21 protein-coding genes are annotated in these 19,732 nt (G+C 71.0%); 11 read left to right on the top strand and 10 right to left on the bottom strand.

Annotated features, from left to right (window positions below; genetic code table 11):
* The first annotated feature begins 2 nt into the window (after nt 1-2).
* The 6 genes from AC3EO4_RS06740 (at nt 3) to AC3EO4_RS06765 (ending at nt 4,909) form a co-directional block, all read left to right on the top strand.
* The gene (locus AC3EO4_RS06740) at nt 3-596 is read left to right on the top strand and encodes an NAD(P)-dependent oxidoreductase (protein ID WP_379573206.1); all 594 of its coding nucleotides are present in this window, start codon (nt 3-5) and stop codon (nt 594-596) included.
* 116 nt (nt 597-712) lie between these two features.
* Nucleotides 713-1,630, top strand: coding sequence for an ABC transporter ATP-binding protein (locus tag AC3EO4_RS06745; RefSeq protein ID WP_379573207.1), 918 nt, complete (start codon nt 713-715; stop codon nt 1,628-1,630).
* 27 nt (nt 1,631-1,657) lie between these two features.
* Nucleotides 1,658-2,362 carry an ABC transporter permease gene (locus AC3EO4_RS06750; RefSeq protein WP_379573208.1) on the top strand — a complete coding sequence of 235 codons (705 nt, stop codon included), beginning with the start codon at nt 1,658-1,660 and terminating at the stop codon, nt 2,360-2,362.
* A gap of 2 nt (nt 2,363-2,364) precedes the next feature.
* Nucleotides 2,365-3,618 carry a sensor histidine kinase gene (locus tag AC3EO4_RS06755; protein ID WP_431894315.1) on the top strand — a complete coding sequence of 418 codons (1,254 nt, stop codon included), beginning with the start codon at nt 2,365-2,367 and terminating at the stop codon, nt 3,616-3,618.
* Nucleotides 3,611-4,252 carry a response regulator gene (locus AC3EO4_RS06760; protein WP_431894316.1) on the top strand — a complete coding sequence of 214 codons (642 nt, stop codon included), beginning with the start codon at nt 3,611-3,613 and terminating at the stop codon, nt 4,250-4,252. The genes AC3EO4_RS06755 and AC3EO4_RS06760 overlap by 8 nt, the downstream gene beginning before the upstream one ends.
* 132 nt (nt 4,253-4,384) lie before the next feature.
* Nucleotides 4,385-4,909: an alpha/beta fold hydrolase gene (locus tag AC3EO4_RS06765; protein WP_431894318.1), complete on the top strand. Its 525-nt coding sequence runs from the start codon at nt 4,385-4,387 to the stop codon at nt 4,907-4,909.
* Between the two features lie 3 nt (nt 4,910-4,912).
* On the opposite strand, the gene AC3EO4_RS06770 is transcribed toward AC3EO4_RS06765, so the two are convergent.
* The 4 genes from AC3EO4_RS06770 to AC3EO4_RS06785 are packed head-to-tail and all read right to left on the bottom strand — an operon-like array spanning nt 4,913 to nt 7,787.
* Nucleotides 4,913-6,322, bottom strand: coding sequence for a hypothetical protein (locus tag AC3EO4_RS06770; protein ID WP_431894320.1), 1,410 nt, complete (start codon nt 6,320-6,322; stop codon nt 4,913-4,915).
* A 39-nt stretch (nt 6,323-6,361) separates the two neighbouring features.
* Nucleotides 6,362-7,225: a haloalkane dehalogenase gene (locus AC3EO4_RS06775; RefSeq protein ID WP_431894322.1), complete on the bottom strand. Its 864-nt coding sequence runs from the start codon at nt 7,223-7,225 to the stop codon at nt 6,362-6,364.
* An 11-nt stretch (nt 7,226-7,236) separates the two neighbouring features.
* A complete protein-coding gene (locus tag AC3EO4_RS06780) occupies nt 7,237-7,626 on the bottom strand; it encodes a pyridoxamine 5'-phosphate oxidase family protein (protein ID WP_431894324.1) in 390 nt (129 codons plus the stop codon).
* Nucleotides 7,623-7,787, bottom strand: coding sequence for a hypothetical protein (locus AC3EO4_RS06785; protein WP_431894325.1), 165 nt, complete (start codon nt 7,785-7,787; stop codon nt 7,623-7,625). Before AC3EO4_RS06785 ends, AC3EO4_RS06780 begins: the two co-directional genes overlap by 4 nt.
* 180 nt (nt 7,788-7,967) lie before the next feature.
* On the opposite strand from AC3EO4_RS06785, the gene AC3EO4_RS06790 reads away from it, so the two are divergent.
* From AC3EO4_RS06790 to AC3EO4_RS06800, 3 genes are all read left to right on the top strand, one after another.
* Nucleotides 7,968-8,666 carry a YqjF family protein gene (locus AC3EO4_RS06790; RefSeq protein WP_431894327.1) on the top strand — a complete coding sequence of 233 codons (699 nt, stop codon included), beginning with the start codon at nt 7,968-7,970 and terminating at the stop codon, nt 8,664-8,666.
* Nucleotides 8,667-8,817: 151 nt separating this feature from the next.
* A complete protein-coding gene (locus AC3EO4_RS06795; protein ID WP_379573217.1) occupies nt 8,818-9,369 on the top strand; it encodes an RNA polymerase sigma factor in 552 nt (183 codons plus the stop codon).
* Nucleotides 9,370-9,383: 14 nt separating this feature from the next.
* The gene (locus tag AC3EO4_RS06800; protein ID WP_431894329.1) at nt 9,384-10,265 is read left to right on the top strand and encodes a hypothetical protein; all 882 of its coding nucleotides are present in this window, start codon (nt 9,384-9,386) and stop codon (nt 10,263-10,265) included.
* 77 nt (nt 10,266-10,342) lie between these two features.
* On the opposite strand, the gene AC3EO4_RS06805 is transcribed toward AC3EO4_RS06800, so the two are convergent.
* Together AC3EO4_RS06805 and AC3EO4_RS06810 are read right to left on the bottom strand one after the other, a co-directional pair.
* Complete coding sequence (locus AC3EO4_RS06805) at nt 10,343-11,074, bottom strand: DUF427 domain-containing protein (protein ID WP_431894331.1); 732 nt, start codon at nt 11,072-11,074, stop codon at nt 10,343-10,345.
* A gap of 36 nt (nt 11,075-11,110) precedes the next feature.
* Entirely contained in the window at nt 11,111-11,602 is a 492-nt protein-coding gene (locus AC3EO4_RS06810) for a DinB family protein (protein WP_431894333.1), read from the bottom strand.
* A 239-nt stretch (nt 11,603-11,841) separates the two neighbouring features.
* On the opposite strand from AC3EO4_RS06810, the gene AC3EO4_RS06815 reads away from it, so the two are divergent.
* Entirely contained in the window at nt 11,842-12,681 is an 840-nt protein-coding gene (locus tag AC3EO4_RS06815) for a sulfurtransferase (protein WP_431894335.1), read from the top strand.
* A 213-nt stretch (nt 12,682-12,894) separates the two neighbouring features.
* Nucleotides 12,895-14,862 (top strand): glycosyl hydrolase family 18 protein, encoded by a 1,968-nt coding sequence (locus tag AC3EO4_RS06820; protein WP_431894337.1) that lies wholly within the window; start codon nt 12,895-12,897, stop codon nt 14,860-14,862.
* A 166-nt stretch (nt 14,863-15,028) separates the two neighbouring features.
* Here AC3EO4_RS06820 and AC3EO4_RS06825 read toward each other — a convergent pair whose 3' ends face one another.
* From AC3EO4_RS06825 to AC3EO4_RS06840, 4 genes are all read right to left on the bottom strand, one after another.
* On the bottom strand, nt 15,029-16,045 hold the full coding sequence (locus AC3EO4_RS06825) for a methyltransferase (RefSeq protein WP_431894339.1): 1,017 nt from the start codon (nt 16,043-16,045) through the stop codon (nt 15,029-15,031).
* A gap of 186 nt (nt 16,046-16,231) precedes the next feature.
* A complete protein-coding gene (locus AC3EO4_RS06830) occupies nt 16,232-17,560 on the bottom strand; it encodes an MFS transporter (protein WP_431894340.1) in 1,329 nt (442 codons plus the stop codon).
* Complete coding sequence (locus AC3EO4_RS06835; RefSeq protein ID WP_379574623.1) at nt 17,557-19,047, bottom strand: condensation domain-containing protein; 1,491 nt, start codon at nt 19,045-19,047, stop codon at nt 17,557-17,559. Before AC3EO4_RS06835 ends, AC3EO4_RS06830 begins: the two co-directional genes overlap by 4 nt.
* Nucleotides 19,044-19,730, bottom strand: coding sequence for a DUF6875 domain-containing protein (locus AC3EO4_RS06840; RefSeq protein ID WP_431894343.1), 687 nt, complete (start codon nt 19,728-19,730; stop codon nt 19,044-19,046). The genes AC3EO4_RS06835 and AC3EO4_RS06840 overlap by 4 nt, the downstream gene beginning before the upstream one ends.
* Nucleotides 19,731-19,732: the final 2 nt, after the last annotated feature.

Consider the following 19,732-nt stretch of genomic DNA (forward strand, 5'->3'; position numbering starts at 1 on the left):
CCATGAAGATCGCAGTCATCGGCGCCACCGGCAACCTGGGCGGCGCGGTCGCCCGCGAGGCGGCCACCCGCGGCCACGAGGTCACCGCCCTGTCCAGCCGCGACGTCGACGTGCTCGACCCGGCCTCGATCAAGCCCGCCGTCGCCGGCCACGACGCCGTCGTGGCCTCGGTCAAGGGGGCCGACCACCTGGTGCCCCGAGGGGCCGCCGCCCTCCTGGACGCGCTGCCGGACGCGGGCGTCGACCGGTTGCTGTTCGTCGGCGGCGGCGGCAGCCTGACCTCGCCCGAGGGCAGGCGGTTCGTCGACTCGCCCGGCTTTCCCCCGCAGTACCTCGAAACGGCGCTGGACCAGGCGGCGGCGCTCGACCTCCTGCGTGCCGCCGACACCACCGTCGACTGGTCGTACGTGAGCCCGCCGCCCATGCACCTGGTGGAGGGGGACAAGACAGGCGGCTACCGGGCCGAGGCCACCGACACCCCGCTGACCGACGACCAGGGTGAGAGCCGGATCAGCACCGGTGACTTCGCCTCCGCCATCGTCGACGCCCTCGAGCGGCGCGACTTCGTCAGGCAGCGCTTCACCGTCGCCTACTAGGTCCGACGCCGCGTCCGCCATCAACCGATCGGTGGATTCCGGGGTCAGCAGCATCAGCGGACGATCGTGGCCGCGCGGCCGATTCGCCGCGCGCGCCCGCGAACCATGCTTTGCCCATGGCAGTCATCGAAGTCACCGACCTCACCAAGAAGTACGCGGACCTGACGGTCCTGGACAGGGTGTCGTTCTCCGTGGAGGAGGGCGAGATCTTCGGCATCCTCGGTCCCAACGGCACCGGCAAGACCACCACGGTGGAATGCGTGGAGGGCCTGCGGCGGCCCGACGGCGGGTCGATCAGGGTGCTCGGCCTCGACCCGATCAAGGACGGGCGCGAGCTGCACGAGCGGATCGGCGTGCAGCTCCAGCACACCCAGCTGCCCGAGAACATCAAGGTCTGGGAGGCGCTCGACCTCTACGCCTCCTTCTACGCCAAGCCGCGCGACTGGCGGGAACTGCTGGACCAGTGGGGGCTTGCCGACAAGCGCGACACCCGCTTCGGGAAGCTGTCGGGCGGCCAGAAGCAGCGGCTGTTCATCGCCCTGGCTCTGGTGGGCGATCCGCGGGTCGCCTTCCTCGACGAGCTCACGACGGGACTCGACCCGCAGGCCCGCCGCGCCACCTGGGAAGTGATCAAGCAGGTCAGGGCGTCCGGCGTGACCGTGGTCCTCGTCAGCCACTTCATGGACGAGGTGGAGGAGCTCTGCGACAGGGTCGCGGTCTTCGACCGCGGCACCATCGTCGCGCTCGACACCCCCGCCGGCCTGATCGACGGTGTCGACGCCGAGCACCAGATGCGGTTCACGCTCATGACGGGGGACGCGACCGACCCGGTCGTCCTGCTGGGCGGCCTGCCCGGGGTGTCCGGCGTGAGCAGGAACGGCGACCAGGTGACCGTCACGGGCAGGGGCGACTTCGCCACGGCCGTCACCTCGACGATGGCCCGCAACCACCTCCCTGTCGCCGACCTGCGGATCGACAAGCGCACCCTCGACGACGCGTTCGTGGCCCTGACCGGCCGCTCCCTTCACCTCTGACCCACAGATCAGCGACGGAGACCTGTCATGACCGCGATCACCAAGCTCACCACCGTGGAGCTGAAGCTGCTCGTCCGCGAGCCCGGCTCGATGTTCACGATCCTCATCCCCCTCTTCATCCTGGTCGTCTTCGGCAGCTCGATCACGCCGGGCGACACGGTGCTGCTGCCGATGTCGCTGGCGATCGCCGTGGGACTCGTGGGCCTGTACCTGCTGCCCACCACCCTGGCCACCTACCGGGAAAGGGGCATTCTGCGCAGGCTCTCCACCACCCCGGTGCGTCCGGGGAGCATGCTGCTGGTGCAGCTGATCCTGCAGCTCGTCCTCGCGCTGGTCGCCGCCGCCCTGCTCCTCGGCGTCGCGGGGACGGTCCTCGGCGCCCACCTGCCCGGCCGCGTCCTCCCGTTCGTCGTCGCCTTCCTGCTCGGGACCGCCGCGATGTTCGCCGTCGGCCTGCTCATCGCCGCCCTGGCCCCGAACGGACGATCCGCCAACGGGGTGGGCGTCCTGCTGTACTTCCCCATGGCGTTCCTCGCGGGACTGATCCAGCCGACCGACCAGATGCCCGTTATCCTGGCCCGTATCGGCGAATACACCCCCTTGGGCGCTTTCAGACAGGCCCTCCAGGATGTCTGGGCTGGTCATTGGCCGAGCCCCCTGCTGCTGGGCGTCATGGCCGCGTACGCGGCGATCGTCAGCCTTGCCGCGGCCACGTACTTCCGCTGGGAGTGAGCATGACGACGGTGGCGGGCGAGCGCCTCGACCGATGGGAGAGGCGTCTGGAGCGCCTCATGGCAGGCGTCCCCTACCTCCTCCTCGCGATCTCCACGACGCTCTCCTGGCTCACCGGCGACACCTCGTGGGCCCACCGGCTCGTCACGCTCGGCCTTGCCACGCTCGCTGCCGCCTGGATCTGGGTGATGACCGCCCGCCGCGCCGGGTGGACGTCGAACGGCACCATGATGGCCGGCTACGTCACCGGACTGGTGGTCCTGATCGCGGTGCTCAGCACGCGCGGGGTGTGGTTCGCCGGCTTCTTCGCCTTCACCGGCTACCTCCATTCGTGGCAGTACCTCAAGGGGCGGTGGCGGTTCGCGGGGGTGACGGCCACCGCCGCGATCAGCATCACCGCCTACAGCGGCGGGCTCCCCGAGGCCACCCCCTCCTCGATCCTCACCTACCTCTTCTTCGTCGCCGCGATAGTGGCGGTCGTCAGCCTGTTCAGCTTCCTCGGCGAGGTCACGAACGAGCGGAGCGCCGAACGGAAGAGGATGGTGACCAGGCTCGAGGAAGCGATGCGGGAGAACGCCGGCCTGCACGCCCAGCTGCTGATCCAGGCCCGCGAGGCCGGCGTGCTCGACGAGCGGCAGCGCATGGCCGGCGAGATCCACGACACGCTCGCGCAGGGGCTGACGGGCATCATCACCCAGCTCCAGGCGGCCGTGCACGCCACGGAGGCGGGCGAGAACCCCGCCGAGTGGCGGCGCCACATCGACAACGCCACCCGCCTGGCCCGCGAGAGCCTCGCCGAGGCGCGCAGGTCCGTCCACGCCGTCGGGCCTGGCCCCCTGGAGTCGGCGCAGCTCCCCGACGCTCTGGCGGAGGTCGCCGCCGAGTGGTCCGGCCTCAACGCCGTGCGCGCCGACCTCACCACGACTGGTACGGTCCGCCCCATGCATCCCGAGGTCGAGGTGACCCTGCTGCGGACGGCCCAGGAGGCCCTCGCGAACGTGGCCAAGCACGCGCGCGCCAACCGCGTCGGGCTGACGCTGTCGTACATGGAGGACCTGGTCACCCTGGACGTCCGCGACGACGGCGCCGGCTTCGACCCTGAGCGGGTCCGAGACGGCGGCGGCTTCGGCCTCACGTCGATGAGCCGGCGGGTGAGCCGCCTGGCGGGCACGCTGGAGATCGAGTCAGAGCCCGGCGGCGGCACCGCGATCTCCGCGAGCGTCCCCGCCATCCCGAGGGAGACCCCACGTGTCTGAGGCCCCCATCAGACTGCTGATCGCCGACGACCACCCCATCGTCCGCGACGGCATCCGCGGCATGTTCACCGCCGACCCGCGCTTCGAGGTGCTCGGCGAGGCCGGCGACGGCGCGCAGGCCGTCGAGCTCGCGCGCGCCCTGCTCCCCGACGTGATCCTCATGGACCTCCGGATGCCCAGGATGGACGGCGTGACGGCCATCAAGGAGCTCGCCAAGCTCGGCAACACGGCACGCGTTCTCGTCCTCACCACCTACGACACCGACAGCGACGTCCTGCCCGCGATCGAGGCCGGAGCCACCGGCTACCTCCTCAAGGACGCGCCCCGCGACGAGCTCATGCGCGCGGTCCACGCGGCGGCGCGCGGCGAGGCCGTCCTCTCCCCGTCGGTCGCCACCCGCCTGCTCGGCAGGGTACGCGCCCCCGCCGACCCGTTGAGCGCCAGAGAGCTGGAGGTCCTGCGCCTGATCGCCCAGGGCACGACCAACCGCGAGGCGGCCGCCCGCCTGTTCATCAGCGAGGCCACGGTCAAGACCCACGTGCTGCACATCTACACCAAGCTCGGCGTCAACGACCGCGCGGCAGCGGTCGCCGTCGCCTACCAGCGCGGGCTGCTCACCCTGGACAACGGCTGAGGCGCCCCTCGCCGCCCGGCCCGCGACGAGCGGCGTCGGGTACGGTGTCGCGCGATGTCACCCGAGCGGGGAGGAAGCGTTGCGCGACTGGAAGCTGACCAGGACCTTCGAGAGCTCCGCCGGCGAGGTCCGATGGGACGTGCTCGGCGACCCCGCGGCCCCGCCCGTCTGCTGCACGGCAGGCCGTACGGGAGGCTCGCGCTCGTCGACCCCGTCGCGCTGGCGCCCTGGGGATCGCCGTTCTTCCGGCTGGTCGGCGCGCACTCGACGGTCTTCGAGCAGCTTCCCGTCCACCTGCACCGCGCGCTCGTGCGCGAGTATGTGAGCTCGGCGAGCAGCCCTGGCCTGCACCCTGCGGTCCTCGACCGCCTGGTCGATCCGTGGCTCGACGAGGCGGGCCAGCCCGCCTTCTACCGCCAGATCGCCCAGGCCGACCAGCGGTTCACCGACGAGCTGGAGGACCACCTCGGCGCGATCGGGATCCCCGTGCTGGTGTGCTGGGGAGAGGACGACGCGTGGATCCCGGTCGGCAAGGGCCACGAGCTGGCCACACGCATCCCCAGCGCCCGGCTGCGCGTGCTGCCGGGGGCAGGCCATCTGGTGCAGGAGGACACGCCTGCCGAGCTCACCGCCGCCCTGCTGGACTTCCTCGCCTGACGGCTACCTGAGGACCTCGGTCCCCCGGGACGAACCCGGGAAGATCATCACAAGGAACTGCTGGCGGGCGTCGCCGTCGTCCTTCATCGCCGCGCCGGCGCCGCGCATGTGCACGCGGACCCGGTAGCGTCCCGGGCCCTTCACCAGCGGGTTCGGAAGGTCGGCGGCGGCCTCGGCCCAGTAGGTCAGCTCGCCCTTGGGGCTGGTGTAGCCGATCTCGACGACCTTCTCCCAGCCCTTGCGCTCCACGGGCGGGCGCCTGCCGTACCCCTCGACCGTGACGCAGACGTGCATCGCCTCGTCGGCGGTGAGGATGGCGAGCTCGCCCTTGGCCGCGCCGACGAGGTCGTTGCCGAACGCCTTGTCCAGCGCTGCCGTTCCCTCCGGCTCCTCGTCCTCGATGGCGGTCACCGCGCCGTAGTCCGACCACATCGACGTCGCTCCCCTCACCGCCGCCCTGATCCGCGGCCGGTGCGGCGGGAGGCCCGCGCACCGCTTCTTCGCGGTGGCGGTGAACTCGTCGTTCTCCGCCTGCCGCCGCTTCTCCTCGGCCTGCTCGCGGGCGTCCACCTCGGGGCAGAGCAGCGCCAGCGCCTGTGTCGTCTCGACGGTATCGACGCTCACGCCGGTCTCGCCGTGAAGGCGTCCCAGTTCCTTCGGGTCGGCGCGCATGCTCGCCCCGCACAGGTTCCTGCCGAAGGCGACCAGCTCGGCGTCGGGAAGGTCGCGCAACTTCGGCGGGAGCACGTACTCCTGGCCCCGCGCCACGCAGACGAAGGCGGTCTCCCTGTCGCCACGGCCGACCGGCCTGGGGCCGTAGCGGAGGTCCCATGAGCCGCACTTCTCCCCGGCCGCCTCCGTCACCTTCCCCCTGGCCCTGTCGCCGGTCTGCAGGCCCAGCAGGAGGAGCACGGCGAAGGCGGCGGCCGCCGTTCGGGCGATCCCGCCTCGCGGGGTCGTGCGGGGCACCCTCACGGCGACGAGGATCAGGAGGGCGGGCAGCACCTCGCCCACGTGCCCCAGGATGGACGGGCCCTCCCCGAGGAACGGTGCCCACGTCTGCGCGCATCCGTCCCCCGTCAGCAGATCCGGCACGGCGAACCCGAGCTCCAGGAGCGTGGGCCACGTGATGCCCAGGACGGACAGCCATCCGGCCGCGCGGCCCCACCGCGGCATGCCCTTCCACGCCAGGAGCGCCCAGAGACCGAATCCGACGAGGACGATCACCGGCTCGGGCACCGCGTACAGCGGCAGGAGGGCCATGCTGACGTCCGCGTACCGCATGAACCCCCAGCACGACCCCATCGTCAGTGCCGCGTACGAGCCGCTCCATCCCCCCAGGAACGGGACATAGGGAAGCGCGGTCAGCGCCAGCGCCAGTGCCCACAGCACGAGTGATGATCGCCGTAACATGGGCCGTCACCCTACAACGCGGGACCGACATCGGGGCGGTCAGCGAAGTCCGTGCCGGTCCGCCCACGTGGCGACGGCGGAGGCGATCGCGAGCGGCTGGTCCTCGGGCGTGTGGTGTCCTGCGACCCCGTCGTGCCGGTCGATCTCCAGGCCCGCGATGTTCTCCGCGCACCAGTCGATCAGCTCGGGCCCCATCATCGTGCCGGGGCCCGGCTGGAAGGTGATGAGCAGTTTGGGGACGTCCGCGCTGGTCGCCAGCCACTCGTCGTAGGCCTCGATCCTGGCCACGACGTCCGCGGGCTCGCCGTCCAGCGGCATCGACCGCGGCCACCGCAGCAGCGGCAGCCTGCTCTCCCTCGTCGGGTACGGCTTGCGGTAGACGTCGAGGTCGCCCTGCCTCATCGGGACGGCGACGGTGGCGGGCAGGCCCTGCTCGAGGAAGGCGTTGTCGTCGAGGATCATGGCCTCGCCGACACCCTCCGTCTTGATCGCCTGGAACAGCGGCCGACCGCCCTCGGGGAACTCCTGCCACGTCATCGGCTTGACGATGGTCTCGGTGAACGCGATGCCGCGTACCCGCCCCGGATGGCGGGCCGCGAAGTCGAAGGCGAGCGCGCCGCCCCAGTCGTGGCCGACGAGCACCACGTCGTCCAGGGCGAGCGCGTCGAACCAGGCGGCCAGGTAGCGGGCGTGGTCGGCGAAGGTGTACTCGATGGGCGGCTTGCCTGACTCGCCCATCCCGATCAGGTCGGGAGCCAGGCGGCGGCCGGGGTCGCCGACGGCGGGCAGGACGTGCCGCCACAGGTACGACGAGGTCGGGTTGCCGTGCAGGAAGACCATGGGCGTGCCGTCGCCGAGGTCGCGGTAGGAGATCGTCGAGTCGATCACGTTCTGGATGGGCATGGAGAGTCCTTTCAGAGGTTGAGGTTCATCACGCGGTCCACCGCGATCTCGACGACCACCCGGCCGGGCGGGTCGGGCGGCGGCGACCAGTAGCGTTCGGCGTAGCGGCGCGCTCCCTCGGCCACGCGCGGCGCGTCGGTCCGGACGTGCGCGCGCCCTTCGAGCGTGACCCAGCGGAAGCCGTCGACCTGGCAGAGGGCGGCGCGGCCGCCGGGGTCGGCGAGCAGGTTCCCGACCTTGCGCGAGGAGGCCACCGTCATGACCCTGGCCAGGCCCGCGGCGCCGTCCCATGTGAAGCGCACGGCCACCACGTGGGGCGAGCCGTCGGGCCTGAGGGTGGTCAGGGTGGCCAGGTGCGGCTCGGCCAGGAAGGCCTCGACGGGCTTCGGCAGCGCGCTCATCGGAAGGCGGCGACGTTGCGCGCGGCCCAGTCGGCGAAGGACCGCGGCGGCCGGCCGAGGAGCGGCTCGACGGCGGGGCTCACCTGCCGCTCTGCGTCAGGCGGCGTGCCGAGGATGGCCAGCGTGCCTACGTTTCCCGTCGCACCGGTCACCACGATCATGATGAACTCCTTCTGAGTTAGTTGACTGACTTACTTCGGACCATAGCCGACCGACGGAACGGGTGTCCATAGTTAGTCAGGTAACTGACTCAAAGAGTGGCCGCGGTTCGGAGACGGTCCGCGAGACGCGCGTGACAGGCTCCGGGGCGTCGCGGCCGCGCCCGGGGGTAGCGGGCGGTGATGAAAGCTCCGCATGTCACCAGGCCGGTGATGTACCACCACTGGTCGACCGTGACCTTCCTGCACTGGCGGTATCCGCCTGCCGTGGTCCAGCCGCTGCTGCCCGCGTCCCTGACGGTCGAGACCTTCGACGGGAGCGCGTGGGTCGGGCTGACGCCGTTCCTGATGGAGGGGGTGCGGTCACCGGGACTGCCCGTGCTGCCCTGGCTGTCCCGCTTTCCCGAGACGAACCTGCGGACCTATGCCCGCGACGAGCGAGGCCGCGAAGGGGTCTGGTTCCTGTCCCTGGACGCGGGGCGGCTGCCCGCCGTGCTCGGCGGGCGGGCCGGCTACGGCCTGCCGTACTTCTGGTCGGACATGTCCGTAGGAGCCGGCGACGAGCTCGTGCGGTATCGGTGCCGCAGGAAGTGGCCGGAGCCGAGCGGCGTGCGGTGCGACGTCGACGTCGAGCCGGGCGCGCAGGCGGTCGAGGACGAGCTCGCGAGGTTCCTGACCGCCCGATTCCGCCTGTTCACCGTGATCGCCGACCATGTGGCCGTGGCCGAGGTCGAGCACCCGCCGTGGCCGTTGCGCCGGGCCGAGCTGGCGCGCCTCGACCAGGACCTGGTCGAGGCGGGAGGGCTTCCCGCACCCGGCCACGAACCTGTCCTGCACGCCTCTCCCGGGGTGCCGGTGCGGGTGGGCATGTGGCACTGGTGACCCGGACGCCACGTTGATCGTCCGTGACCCGGATCCGCATGATGGTCGCTCGCCCGGACAACCATCACCGGAAATAGCCCCACGTGGGTGAAACAACCCGCCCTGGCCGTACATCTCCTCTGGTGTGTCCACCAACCGGAAGGAACACCACATGGGGCCACCGGATCCCGAACAGCGCTTCGAGGAGCTGTACACGGCGCACTACCCGGCCGTCTCGGCCTATGTCAGGCGGCGCGCCGACTCGCCCGACGACATGGCCGACGTGATCGCGGAGACGTTCACGACCGCCTGGCGCAAGCTGCCCGAGGTTCCCGAAGGCGACGAGGCCAGGCTCTGGCTGTACGGCGTCGCCAGGCGCACCCTCGCCAACCACTTCCGCTCAGAGGGGCGCAGGACCGCGCTGGCCATACGGCTGCGAGAGGAACTCACGGCCTGGGCGAGCTCCGTCGTGGACGGGGACCACGACGAGGCGCGCCGGGCCTTCCTGCAGCTCTCGCCCGACGACAGGGAAGTGCTCGCGCTGGTCGGCTGGGAGGGCCTGAGCATCGGCGAGGTGGCCAAGGTGCTCGGCTGCTCCAGGGGCGCCGCGCGCCTGCGCCTGCACCGCGCCCGCAAACGGCTCGCCAGGGCGCTGGCCGCCGCCGATCTCGATCTCAGCAGGTACGGCTCACGGGCCGTCTCACTCGCGGAAGGTCACTCATGAACGGAGGGTCACTCATGAACGCCGATGTCGACCGCGTCGTCGCCCACCTCGCACCCGACCAGGGACCCGGCATGAGCGAAGGGGCGCGGCAGCTCATGCGCGAGATCATGGAGGGCGACCCGGCGCCGCTCGCCAGACCCGCCGCCAGGCGCGGAGCCTTGGGCCGGTGGCCGAAGCTCGCGGTCATCGGCGTGCTGGCCGCCACCGCCGTGGGGGTGAGCTGGGTGGGGCCGTCCGGCCTCGGCCTCGGGCCCGCCCCTGTCGCGGCGCTCGACATCAAGCAGGAGGACGGCTACTACGTCATCACGGTGAAGGACCTCTACGCCGACCCCGACAGGTACGCGGCACAGCTGGAGGCTGTCGGCCTCGACGTCTCGATCAGGGTGGAGCCGGTTACCGCCGCCTTCGAAGGGCAGGTCTTCCCCACATCCGGCGAAAGGTACGTGACGGAGTTCAAGTCCATCGAGGCGCCCGGTACCTGCGACAAGACCGGCGGCTGCCCGGTCGGGCTGAAGATCCCCATCGACTTCGAGGGTTCGGCCGACGTCCGCCTCGGCCGCCCGGCCCAGCCCGGCGAGAAGTACCGGTCGATCACGTCGTGGGACGCACGCGGCGAGCCGATGCACTGCGCCCCCTACATGAACAAGCCGGTCTCCGAGGTGCGGGAGCTACTGCGGCAACGCGGGATCTCCATCGAGGAGTTCACGGTCTCCGACCCCAACGACGAGAAGGTGACAGGAGACCACGAGATGAAAGACTCCGTGCCGGACTCCTACCTCGTCCACGGCGGCACGCTGACCGAGCCGGGCAAGGCGATGGTCGACGTGTGGACGGCGCCCATGAAGGAAGAGTACGTGAAGAACGTGGCGGAGGCCAACGGCTGCCCTGTCTCCTGACGGCCGGCTCGGGGTGGGCGACCACGCGCCCCGGGTCGCGGGTCGCCCCGTCGAGTGCCGCGCCGGAGACGGCGGATCTAGCTGAACTTGGTCGTGGGGCGCTCCTCCAGCACCTCGTCGACGTAGATGTCGAGCTTCTCGTTGTAGAAGGCGATCAACCCGGCGATCCGCTCGCTCTCGCGCAGCGGCGTGCGGTAGGACCAGGCCAGGTCCTGGTGGCCGTTGACCGACCAGTACTCCGCCGTCCCCTTGTAGGGGCACTGGGAGGAGGTGTCGGTCGGCGCCAACAGGTGCATGCGGACGTCCGTCTTCGGCAGGTAGTAGCGCGCCGGCAGACCGGTCTCGAACAGGATCACCGGGCGGGTGGAGTCGGCCACCGTGACGCCGTCGACCTCGACCCTGACCCTGCGTGAGCTGGGCAGGACGTCGACGCGGGTGTAGGGGCTTCGGGGATGGACGTAGACCTCCTCGTCCTCCTCGAACCAGGAGTCCATCGCCGCCCATTCGAAGCGGACGTGCTCCCTCAACTCCTCGATCGGGGAGTCGGGATAGATCAGAGCGGCGTCGTCCGCCTCCTTGCCGCCCGCTGTGACGGTGTGGACGACGCCCTCCCCTCGGCTGGGCGAGTGCGCGGTCGCGCCGGTCGGCTTGAGCGCCGCCTGGTCGACGTCGGCGAGGGGCAGATAATAGGTCGGATAGTAGGGGCTCTCCCAGACCAGGAGCGCCTTCGTCGTGTCGGCGATCTGGTGGCCACCGAAATAGGTGCGCACGCGCTTGGCCGTCGGTTCGACCTTCAAACGGCTCTTCATGGGGGCGGAAACCGTCCGCGTGGCCGGGGTATTCCGTCAACCCGGCGGGTGATCCCCTGTCGCTCCGTCGATGAGCTCGCGCAGGATGTCCATGTGACCCGCGTGCCGTACGGTGTCCTCGATCATGTGGATCAGCACCCAGCGCATCGACACGGTGGTGCCGTTCCACGAGGTGCCGAGGTCGTCGAGCCCGATCTCCTCGATCGCCCTGTCGGCCGTGGCCCTCGCCCGGCCGTAGAAGGCCACGATGTCGGCGGTGCTCTCGTCAGGCGTCGTCGACATGTCCTCGGTGACATCGAACCAGAGCGGCTCGATCGCGCGCCCGAACGTCGTGCAGAACCACCCGTACTCGACTGTCGCCAGGTGTTTCACCAGGCCGAGCAGGTTCGTCCCCGACGGGGTCATGGGGCGGCGCAGTGCCTCGTCGTCGAGGCCGTGGAGCTTCCACAGCACCGCGTCGCGGTGCCGGTCGAGGCTGACGTGGAGGCTTTCCTTCTCACCACCGGTGTACGGCACGCGTCGCATCATGCGCCGACCCTACAGACCCGCCTCCGGCCGGACCTCCGGAGGTCGTGCGGAGTGGACACGATCCGAAGGCCGCGCTCGATCCGGCGTGTCCGAGCCGGCCGCCGCGTCCCCGCCGCCGCTCGCCGGACAGCGCGACGACACGATCACCCGGCGCTACCGCTACGACGGCGGTCGGCGTGCGAGCCTGTCAGTGGGCGGGCCATCGGCTCGTCCGCCAACTCTGACCAGGAGGTTCACCGATGAGTCGTTCCGCCGCCCTGGTGGACGCCGACTGGGTCGAGGCCAACCTCGACTCCCCGGGTGTCGTGCTCGTCGAGGTCGACGAGGACACCAGCGCCTACACCAGAAGCCATATCCGTAACGCTGTCAGGATCGACTGGCAGGCCGATCTGCAGGACCCCGTCCGTCGTGACTTCGTCGACAAGGCGGGTTTCGAGGCGCTGCTGTCGGAGCGCGGTATCGCCAACGACGACCTCGTGGTGCTCTACGGGGGTAACAACAACTGGTTCGCGGCCTACGCGTACTGGTACTTCAAGCTCTACGGTCACTCCAACGTCAAGCTGCTGGACGGCGGTCGCAAGAAGTGGGAGCTGGACTCGCGTGAGCTGGTGACCGAGGTTCCCGAGCGTCCGGCGACCACGTACGCGGCGCAGGAGCAGGACACCGCCATCCGGGCCTTCCGTGACGACGTCCTCTCCTCGATCGGCCAGCTCAACCTCGTCGACGTCCGCTCGCCCGACGAGTTCACCGGCAGGTTGAAGGCCCCCGCGCATCTTCCGCAGGAGCAGGCGCAGCGGGCGGGACACATCCCGACGGCTCGCAACATCCCGTGGTCGAAGGCGGCCAACGACGACGGCACGTTCAGGTCCGACACGGAGCTGAAGGACCTGTATTCGGGTGCGGGCGTCGACTTCGGCAAGGACACGATCGCCTACTGCAGGATCGGGGAGCGCTCGGCGCACACGTGGTTCGTGCTGCACGAGATCCTCGACCAGGCCAACGTGAAGAACTACGACGGTTCGTGGACCGAGTACGGCTCGATGGTGGGCGTGCCGATCGAACTCGGCGAGGCCCGCTGACCGGCCAGGTGCCGCTGCTCCCCCTGCCCGGATGACCGGCCGAGCGGGGGGATCGCCGTACACGCTTGGGTGAGTGCGCAGAAGTGTATTGACGCTGCCGCAGGTAGAGGTTAACGTCATCTCAAAATTAAAAGGAAACCTTACTAATAGTTTCCTTGAAACGCCTCCCATCCCACACCCCAACTCACCCCCCAACCGGATGTCGGAGCATCGATGAAACACACCCTGAGCAAGGTCCTCGCAGTCCTCGCGGCGTTACTGATGCCGCTCACCGCGGCAGTCGTCGCCCCCTCCAGCGCGTACGGCGCGGCCACGTCCAGCACCTCGGCGGCCGTCTTCGCCGCGTGGGCCCCGTGGACCGCCTACACGGCGGGCACCCGCGTCACCTACAACGGCGTCGAGTACGAGTGCGTCCAGAGCCACACCTCGCAGCCGGGCTGGGAACCGCCCAACGTGCCCGCACTGTGGAAGACCACAGGCGGCGGGGGCGGCGACACCAGCGCGCCGTCCGTACCCGGCAACCTCCGCTCGACCGGCGTCACCGCCAACAGCGTCTCCCTCGCCTGGAACGCCTCCACCGACAACGTCGGCGTCACCGGCTACGAGATCTACCGCGGCGGCACCCTCATCACCACCGTCACCGGCACCACCCACACCGACACCGGCCTGACCGCCAACACCGCCTACACCTACACCGTCCGCGCCCGCGACGCCGCCGGCAACCAGTCCGCCCACAGCACCGGCGTCACCGCCACCACCACAGGCGGCGGCGGAGGCGACACCAGCCCGCCGTCCGTACCCGGCAACCTCCGCTCGACCGGCGTCACCGCCAACAGCGTCTCCCTCGCCTGGAACGCCTCCACCGACAACGTCGGCGTCACCGGCTACGAGATCTACCGCGGCGGCACCCTCATCACCACCGTCACCGGCACCACCCACACCGACACCGGCCTGACCGCCAACACCGCCTACACCTACACCGTCCGCGCCCGCGACGCCGCCGGCAACCAGTCCGCCCACAGCACCGGCGTCACCGCCACCACCACAGGCGGCGGCGGAGGCGGCGGCAACAAGGTCCTCGGCTACTTCGTCCAGTGGGGCGTCTACCAGCGCGCCTACCACGTCAAGAACATCGACACCAGCGGCTCGGCAGCCAAGCTGACCCACATCAACTACGCCTTCGGCAACGTGCAGAACGGCCAGTGCACGATCGGCGACAGCTACGCAGACTACGACCGCTTCTACCAGGCGGGCGAGAGCGTCGACGGCGTCGCCGACACGTGGGACGCGGGCGCGCTGCGCGGCAACTTCAACCAGCTGCGCAAGCTCAAGAAGAAGTACCCCAACATCAAGGTGCTGTTCTCCTTCGGCGGCTGGACCTGGTCCGGCGGCTTCGGCCAGGCCGCGCAGAACCCGACCGCCTTCGCCGAGTCCTGCTACCGCCTGGTGGAGGACCCGCGCTGGGCGGACGTCTTCGACGGCATCGACATCGACTGGGAGTACCCGAACGCCTGCGGCCTCACCTGCGACACCAGCGGGCCCGCCGCGTTCAAGAACCTGATGTCGGCCCTGCGCACCCGCTTCGGCTCGAGCAACCTCGTCACCGCGGCCATCACCGCCGACGGCAACAACGGCGGCAAGATCGACGCGGCCGACTACGGCGGCGCCGCGCAGTACGTCGACTGGTACAACGTCATGACGTACGACTTCTTCGGCGCATGGGCGGCCCAGGGCCCGACCGCCCCGCACTCGCCGCTCACCAACTACAGCGGCATCCCGACTCCCGGCTTCTACTCCGACAACGCCATCCAGAAGCTCAAGAGCAAGGGCGTCCCCGCGAGCAAGCTCCTGCTCGGCATCGGCTTCTACGGCCGCGGCTGGACCGGCGTCACCCAGTCCGCGCCGGGCGGTACGGCCACAGGGCCCGCGCCCGGAACCTACGAGCAGGGCATCGAGGACTACAAGGTCCTCAAGACCCGCTGCCCCGCCACGGGCACCATCGCGGGAACGGCCTACGCCTACTGCGGCAACCAGTGGTGGAGCTACGACACGCCGAGCACGATCGGCGGCAAGATGAGCTACTCGAAGAACCAGGGCCTGGGTGGCGCGTTCTTCTGGGAGCTCAGCGGTGACACCACGAACGGTGAGCTGATCACCGCCATGAAGAGCGGCCTGGGGTGATCCCCGGCTAACCCGTCAGGGCCGGTCCCCTCACACAGGGGACCGGCCCCTCGACTCTCCGCGAGAGCGCGGCTGATTTCCGGGAGCGCGGGACTGGTTTGTGGCAGCGCGGGGGCTGGTTTTCCGGGCGCCCCGGGAGGTGGCCTGGGTGGTCGGGCGGCGGGGTTCAGCGGGTGCCGACGAACAGCGAGTGGGTGGCCGAGCGGCTCAGGTCGTGGCGCTTGATCTGGCCGAGCCCGGCGTCCGCCAGCCAGCCATCCACGGTGCGGGTGCTCGGCACGCCACCGCCCTGGGTGTGCCACAGGTTGAGGCCGAACCCCGCGGTGAAGGCTCCCTCCGCCACGCCCGCCCGGTGCTCGGCGATCGTCTCCAGGACCAGCACCTGTCCACCGGGCCTGGTGGCGTCCGCCGCCTTGGCGACGATCTCCGCGGCCTGAGCGGCGGGAAAGCCGTGCAGGACGTTGCACAGCAGCACCATGTCGTGCTTCCCCTCGATCGGGTCGCGGGTGAGGTCGGCCGCCACCCATCGGATGCGCTCGTGGTCGCCGTCGCCGAGCGCGCCTGGCAGGTCCACGACCGTGGCCGACAGCTGCGGATGCGTCCGGCAGAACGCCGCGCTGTAGGTGCCGTGCCCGCCGCCCAGGTCGAGCAGCCGGACCTCACCGTCGGGCGGCGGGGCGAGCGCGACCACCTCTTCGGCGAGCCATCCGGCAAGGCCGCGTTGGAGATCCTGGAACCTGGCCGACAGCTCAGGGCGTTCGGCGAGCCAGAGGTAGAAGTCGCCGCGGGGCCGTCCGGTCTGTACGGCGGTGGGCAGGTCCGCCCACAGGTCGCCGAGGATGGACTGCCAGACCAGCAGGACCTGGCCGTAGGACGACGGCGAGGCCGAGCACAGCCAGGCCGTGGCGGTCGGGCTGTTGGCGTAGCGCCCGTCGTGGAGCTCCACGTAGCCGGTGGCACGGAGCAGGTCGAGGAGCCTGGCCAGGCCTTCGGTGCCCGCACCGAGCCTGGCGGCCAGGTCGGCCGGGGTGCACGGTCCCTCGGCCAGCGCGTCGAACACGCCCGTCCGCAACCCGGCGGCGACCGCGTGCGTGGCCATCGCGCCGACCAGGTCGAGCAGGGGCGCGGGCGCCTGGCCTGTGGCGAAGGCGCGCACCTCGTCGGGCGGCAGGTCGAGCGGCATGCGGGATCCCTTCTACGATGATCGTCGGCTGCGGAAATCGCTGCGGAGGCGCGGGCGGGTGCCGCCCCCGGAGACGGGTCGGATGTCAGCGGGCGGGGACGGGGTCGGATGTCGGCCCCGGAGACGGGTCGGATGTCGGCGGGTGGAGGCGCGGGTAGGTGCGGGCGCGCGGAGACGGGTCGGACGTCAGGGCGCGGGGACGGGGGCAGGCGCGTCGTCGGGCACGGCGTCGGGGAGGGTGGTCTCCAGCCTGCGCAGGCCGGGCGTGAACGCGGTGATGGCGGCCAGCGCCGCGAGCAGTACCGCGTCCAGGAGCAGCACGAACGCGATGCCGCGCCCCTCCCCCACCCCGATGAGCGGGCCGAAGCTGCCGGCGAGTCCGCCGCCCGGCATCAGCAGCGGTCCTGTGACGAACTCGGCGACCGGCGCGGCCAGCAGGTACGCCACGGGCGTCGCCGCGGTGCCGAGCGAGTGGGCGGTGCCGAGCACCCTGCCGAGGACCTCCCGTTCGATCTTGGTCTGCATCACGGCCTGCGCGCAGCCGCCCACGACGGGCAGCGTGAACAGGAAGGCCGCGGCGGCCACGCCGACGAGCAGCGGCGAGGGCCGCAGGGTGTGCAGGAACAGGGCCACGCCACCGGCGGCCATGAGCACCGCCATCCCGCGCACTCGCCCCTTCGGCCCGCCCCAGACCCCCATGAGCAGGCTCCCGCAGAACATGCCTGCGCCTCCGGCCAGCATGAGCACGCCGAGGACGTCCGCCGTGGCGAACGACAGGATCAACGGTTGCACCAGGACGCCCGCCGTGGCGAACACGAAGTTGAACCCCGTCTGCACGAACACCAGACCCAGCAGTTGCGGCCGCCGGCGCAGGTAGCGCCACCCGACGACCAGGTCGGTCCGCAGGTCGGGCGCCCCGGCCGTTCCGGCGGGCCGCAGGACGGCCGCGGGCAGCCGTACGAGCAGGAGGGTCAGCACCGCGACGGCGAACGTCGCGAGGTCGACGACCAGCACCCCCGTCGTCCCCACCGCGACCAGCAGGGTGCCGGCCAGCACGGGGGCGGCGATCTGCGTGGCCCAGGTGATCTGCATGAGCCCGTTGGCCCTGCCCAGGTGCCGCTTCGGGATCAGCAGCGGGGTCATCGCCTGGTAGGTGGTGGCGTGGAAGGTCCCGCAGGCCGCGGTGATCGCCGACGCCAGGTACAGGTGCCAGACCGCGAGCCGGTCGCCCTGGATCAGGAACACGATGGCGAGGGTGGGCAGCGCGGCCAGGCAGTCGGTGACGATCAGTACCCGGCGACGGTCGAAGCGGTCCACCACGATCCCGGCGAACGGGCCGATCAGGATGCCGGGCAGCAACCCGCAGAGCATGACCAGCGCGAACTGGGTGGGCGAGCCCGTCACCTGGTACACCCAGACGCCGAGGACGAACCCGGTGAGGCTGGAGCCGACGCCCGACAGCAGCGAGGCGATCCAGACGGCGGCGAAACGCAGGATGTCCGCCCTGGCCCTCACCGCCGGATCACCGCCACGACGCCCGCGATGGTCGGGTTGTCGAAGAAGTCGTCCAGCGGGACCTCTACGCCGAGCCGCTTGCGCATGCGGGCGATGATCTGTGTGATCGTCAGGGAGTGACCGCCGAGGTCGAAGATGTCGTCGTCCTGCTCGATGGGGGAGATCTGCAGCACTTCCTCCCAGATCTCCCGGATCTGTACGGCCAGCGCGTCCCCCGTTCCCCCGTCGTGCTGGTCCGAATGAGCCGAAGGCGTGGACGCCCCGGACACCGCGATGGACACGGAAGGCGTGGCGGGAGCATCGGTGAGAGCGGGCGCGATCAGCCGGCTCAACGGCCGACCAGGATCGTCGGCCACGGCGTCGAGGACGGCCCGCAGGTCGGCGGCGAAGCCGGGCGCGTCGACCGGCTCCTCCGGGTCGTACCGGAGGCTGGCCTCGACCCCCGACGGCCCGTCGGCGAGCTGGAGCTGAAGGGCGCCCCGCACGCCGTGGTTGAACGCCAGCCACTCCACCTCGCCCAGCCGCGGCTTCTCGCCCACGCGGCGGTAGCTGATGGAGACGGGCGCGAGCGCGGCGTGCGGTTTGATCCCCGGCACCGCTCTGGCCAGCGGAACCTCGCGGAACCGGTAGAGCCGCCTGAGCTCGGCCCGCACCTCCGCGGCGAAGTCGGCGAACAGCGCGTCAGGCGAGGGGCCGGTGAACAGCGGCAGCTCGTTGACGTGGCATCCGACGCGGTCCTCCTCGGCGGGTGTCCTGGTGGACAGGTCGAGCGCGGTGACGACGCCGGCGTTGCCGTACGACCGCAGCAGCGCGTGGACCGCGGCGACCAGCACCTCGAACCTGGTGAGGCCGGGCAGGTCGGGCACCTCGCAGGGGAACTCGACGACAGCGCCCGCCGAGGCGCGGCGAGAGCGCAGCCCGCCGCCGCGCACGACGATCTCGCCTGGCTCCCGCCACCGGGGCGTCCAGAACGCGCCGGCCTCCTCCAGCAGGCTCTCGACGCGCTCCCGCTGCTCGGCGGCGACATCCGTATGGCGTGCTGCGGCGTCGACGCCGGGCACGGGCAGGGACTCACCCTCGAGCAGGGCGGTGAGGTCGGCGACGAGCACGTCCTTGGACCGCCCGTCGAAGACCACGTGGTGGGCGACGACCAGCAGCGTGTCGCCGAGCAGGGAGAAGCGGATCAGCGGTCCCCGTTCCAGGTCGAACGGCCGGACGACCTCCGCCCTGACCGCCTCCTCCCCTCCTTCCCCGACGCGGAGCGCGGGCGGGCAGGCGGCGGGGACCAGGTGGAGCACGCCGTCCCTGTCCTCCAGCGCGCACCCCAGCAGCGGGTGCCGGTCCACCACGCCCCTGCACGCCTTGGCCAGCGCGTCACGGTCGGCTCCGCCGTTCAGCCTGATCGGGATCGGCAGGTGGTAGACGGTGCCCGCGCCCGTCAGCTCGGTGATCCACATGCCGTGCTGGGTGAAGGAGACCTGGCTCATGTGAGCACCTCTCGGGTGGGTGGCTCGTCGGGGATCCGCCGGGCGGCGGCGATCGCCTCGCGCAGCGGGGCGGGCGGCCGGTCGCCGAATCGTTCGAGGTAGGCCCGCACGTGGCTGGGCACCTCCTGCAGGAAGGGGAAGTCGCTGGCGACCATCTGCCGGATCGCGAGCAACGGCACGGGGCTGTTCAGCGGCAGGAAGTCGGGGTTCCATAGACCGGACTTGGGCGGGGGGCCTGGATGGAACTCGCCGATCATGAGTCCGGCCTCCACGTACGCCGACTTGAGCTCGAGCTGGGCCGCGTCGACGACGGCGGCGGCCCGCGCGTCCGGCAGGTCGGGGAACAGCACGAGGATGGTGCGGAACTGCGGCGAGACACCCGGCGGCGCCGCCAGCCGCTGGAACCAGTCGCGATAGCCGGCGAGCACCCTGGAGATGTCCAGGACCGTCGGCTCGCCCTGGCAGACGGCCAGGTAGAACGTGCCCCTGTCGAGCGCGGTCTGGGCGTAGGGGCAGACGGCGCCCTTCCTGCCGAGGTCGGGGTGGGGGTTGCACAGGTACTCCCGTGCCCAGGTCACGATGCGGCGCAGCGGCTCGCCGTACCGCTTGACCAGCTCGTCTTCTCCGTCGAGGTCGCTCAGCTCGATCAGCGTGCGGGAGGGGTCGGCGGGATCGATGAGCATGG

The organism is Nonomuraea sp. bgisy101, assembly GCF_057708945.1.

What these genes read in the sequence shown, in the direction of transcription:
- AC3EO4_RS06740 (WP_379573206.1), top strand. Translation starts at nt 3, where the DNA reads ATGAAGATCGCAGTCATCGGCGCCACCGGCAACCTGGGCGGCGCGGTC.
- AC3EO4_RS06745 (WP_379573207.1), top strand. Translation starts at nt 713, where the DNA reads ATGGCAGTCATCGAAGTCACCGACCTCACCAAGAAGTACGCGGACCTG.
- AC3EO4_RS06750 (WP_379573208.1), top strand. Translation starts at nt 1,658, where the DNA reads ATGACCGCGATCACCAAGCTCACCACCGTGGAGCTGAAGCTGCTCGTC.
- AC3EO4_RS06755 (WP_431894315.1), top strand. Translation starts at nt 2,365, where the DNA reads ATGACGACGGTGGCGGGCGAGCGCCTCGACCGATGGGAGAGGCGTCTG.
- AC3EO4_RS06765 (WP_431894318.1), top strand. Translation starts at nt 4,385, where the DNA reads ATGGGACGTGCTCGGCGACCCCGCGGCCCCGCCCGTCTGCTGCACGGC.
- AC3EO4_RS06770 (WP_431894320.1), bottom strand. Translation starts at nt 6,322, where the DNA reads ATGTTACGGCGATCATCACTCGTGCTGTGGGCACTGGCGCTGGCGCTG.
- AC3EO4_RS06775 (WP_431894322.1), bottom strand. Translation starts at nt 7,225, where the DNA reads ATGCCCATCCAGAACGTGATCGACTCGACGATCTCCTACCGCGACCTC.
- AC3EO4_RS06780 (WP_431894324.1), bottom strand. Translation starts at nt 7,626, where the DNA reads ATGAGCGCGCTGCCGAAGCCCGTCGAGGCCTTCCTGGCCGAGCCGCAC.
- AC3EO4_RS06785 (WP_431894325.1), bottom strand. Translation starts at nt 7,787, where the DNA reads ATGATCGTGGTGACCGGTGCGACGGGAAACGTAGGCACGCTGGCCATC.
- AC3EO4_RS06790 (WP_431894327.1), top strand. Translation starts at nt 7,968, where the DNA reads ATGAAAGCTCCGCATGTCACCAGGCCGGTGATGTACCACCACTGGTCG.
- AC3EO4_RS06795 (WP_379573217.1), top strand. Translation starts at nt 8,818, where the DNA reads ATGGGGCCACCGGATCCCGAACAGCGCTTCGAGGAGCTGTACACGGCG.
- AC3EO4_RS06800 (WP_431894329.1), top strand. Translation starts at nt 9,384, where the DNA reads ATGAACGCCGATGTCGACCGCGTCGTCGCCCACCTCGCACCCGACCAG.
- AC3EO4_RS06805 (WP_431894331.1), bottom strand. Translation starts at nt 11,074, where the DNA reads ATGAAGAGCCGTTTGAAGGTCGAACCGACGGCCAAGCGCGTGCGCACC.
- AC3EO4_RS06810 (WP_431894333.1), bottom strand. Translation starts at nt 11,602, where the DNA reads ATGATGCGACGCGTGCCGTACACCGGTGGTGAGAAGGAAAGCCTCCAC.
- AC3EO4_RS06815 (WP_431894335.1), top strand. Translation starts at nt 11,842, where the DNA reads ATGAGTCGTTCCGCCGCCCTGGTGGACGCCGACTGGGTCGAGGCCAAC.
- AC3EO4_RS06820 (WP_431894337.1), top strand. Translation starts at nt 12,895, where the DNA reads ATGAAACACACCCTGAGCAAGGTCCTCGCAGTCCTCGCGGCGTTACTG.
- AC3EO4_RS06825 (WP_431894339.1), bottom strand. Translation starts at nt 16,045, where the DNA reads ATGCCGCTCGACCTGCCGCCCGACGAGGTGCGCGCCTTCGCCACAGGC.
- AC3EO4_RS06835 (WP_379574623.1), bottom strand. Translation starts at nt 19,047, where the DNA reads ATGAGCCAGGTCTCCTTCACCCAGCACGGCATGTGGATCACCGAGCTG.
- AC3EO4_RS06840 (WP_431894343.1), bottom strand. Translation starts at nt 19,730, where the DNA reads ATGCTCATCGATCCCGCCGACCCCTCCCGCACGCTGATCGAGCTGAGC.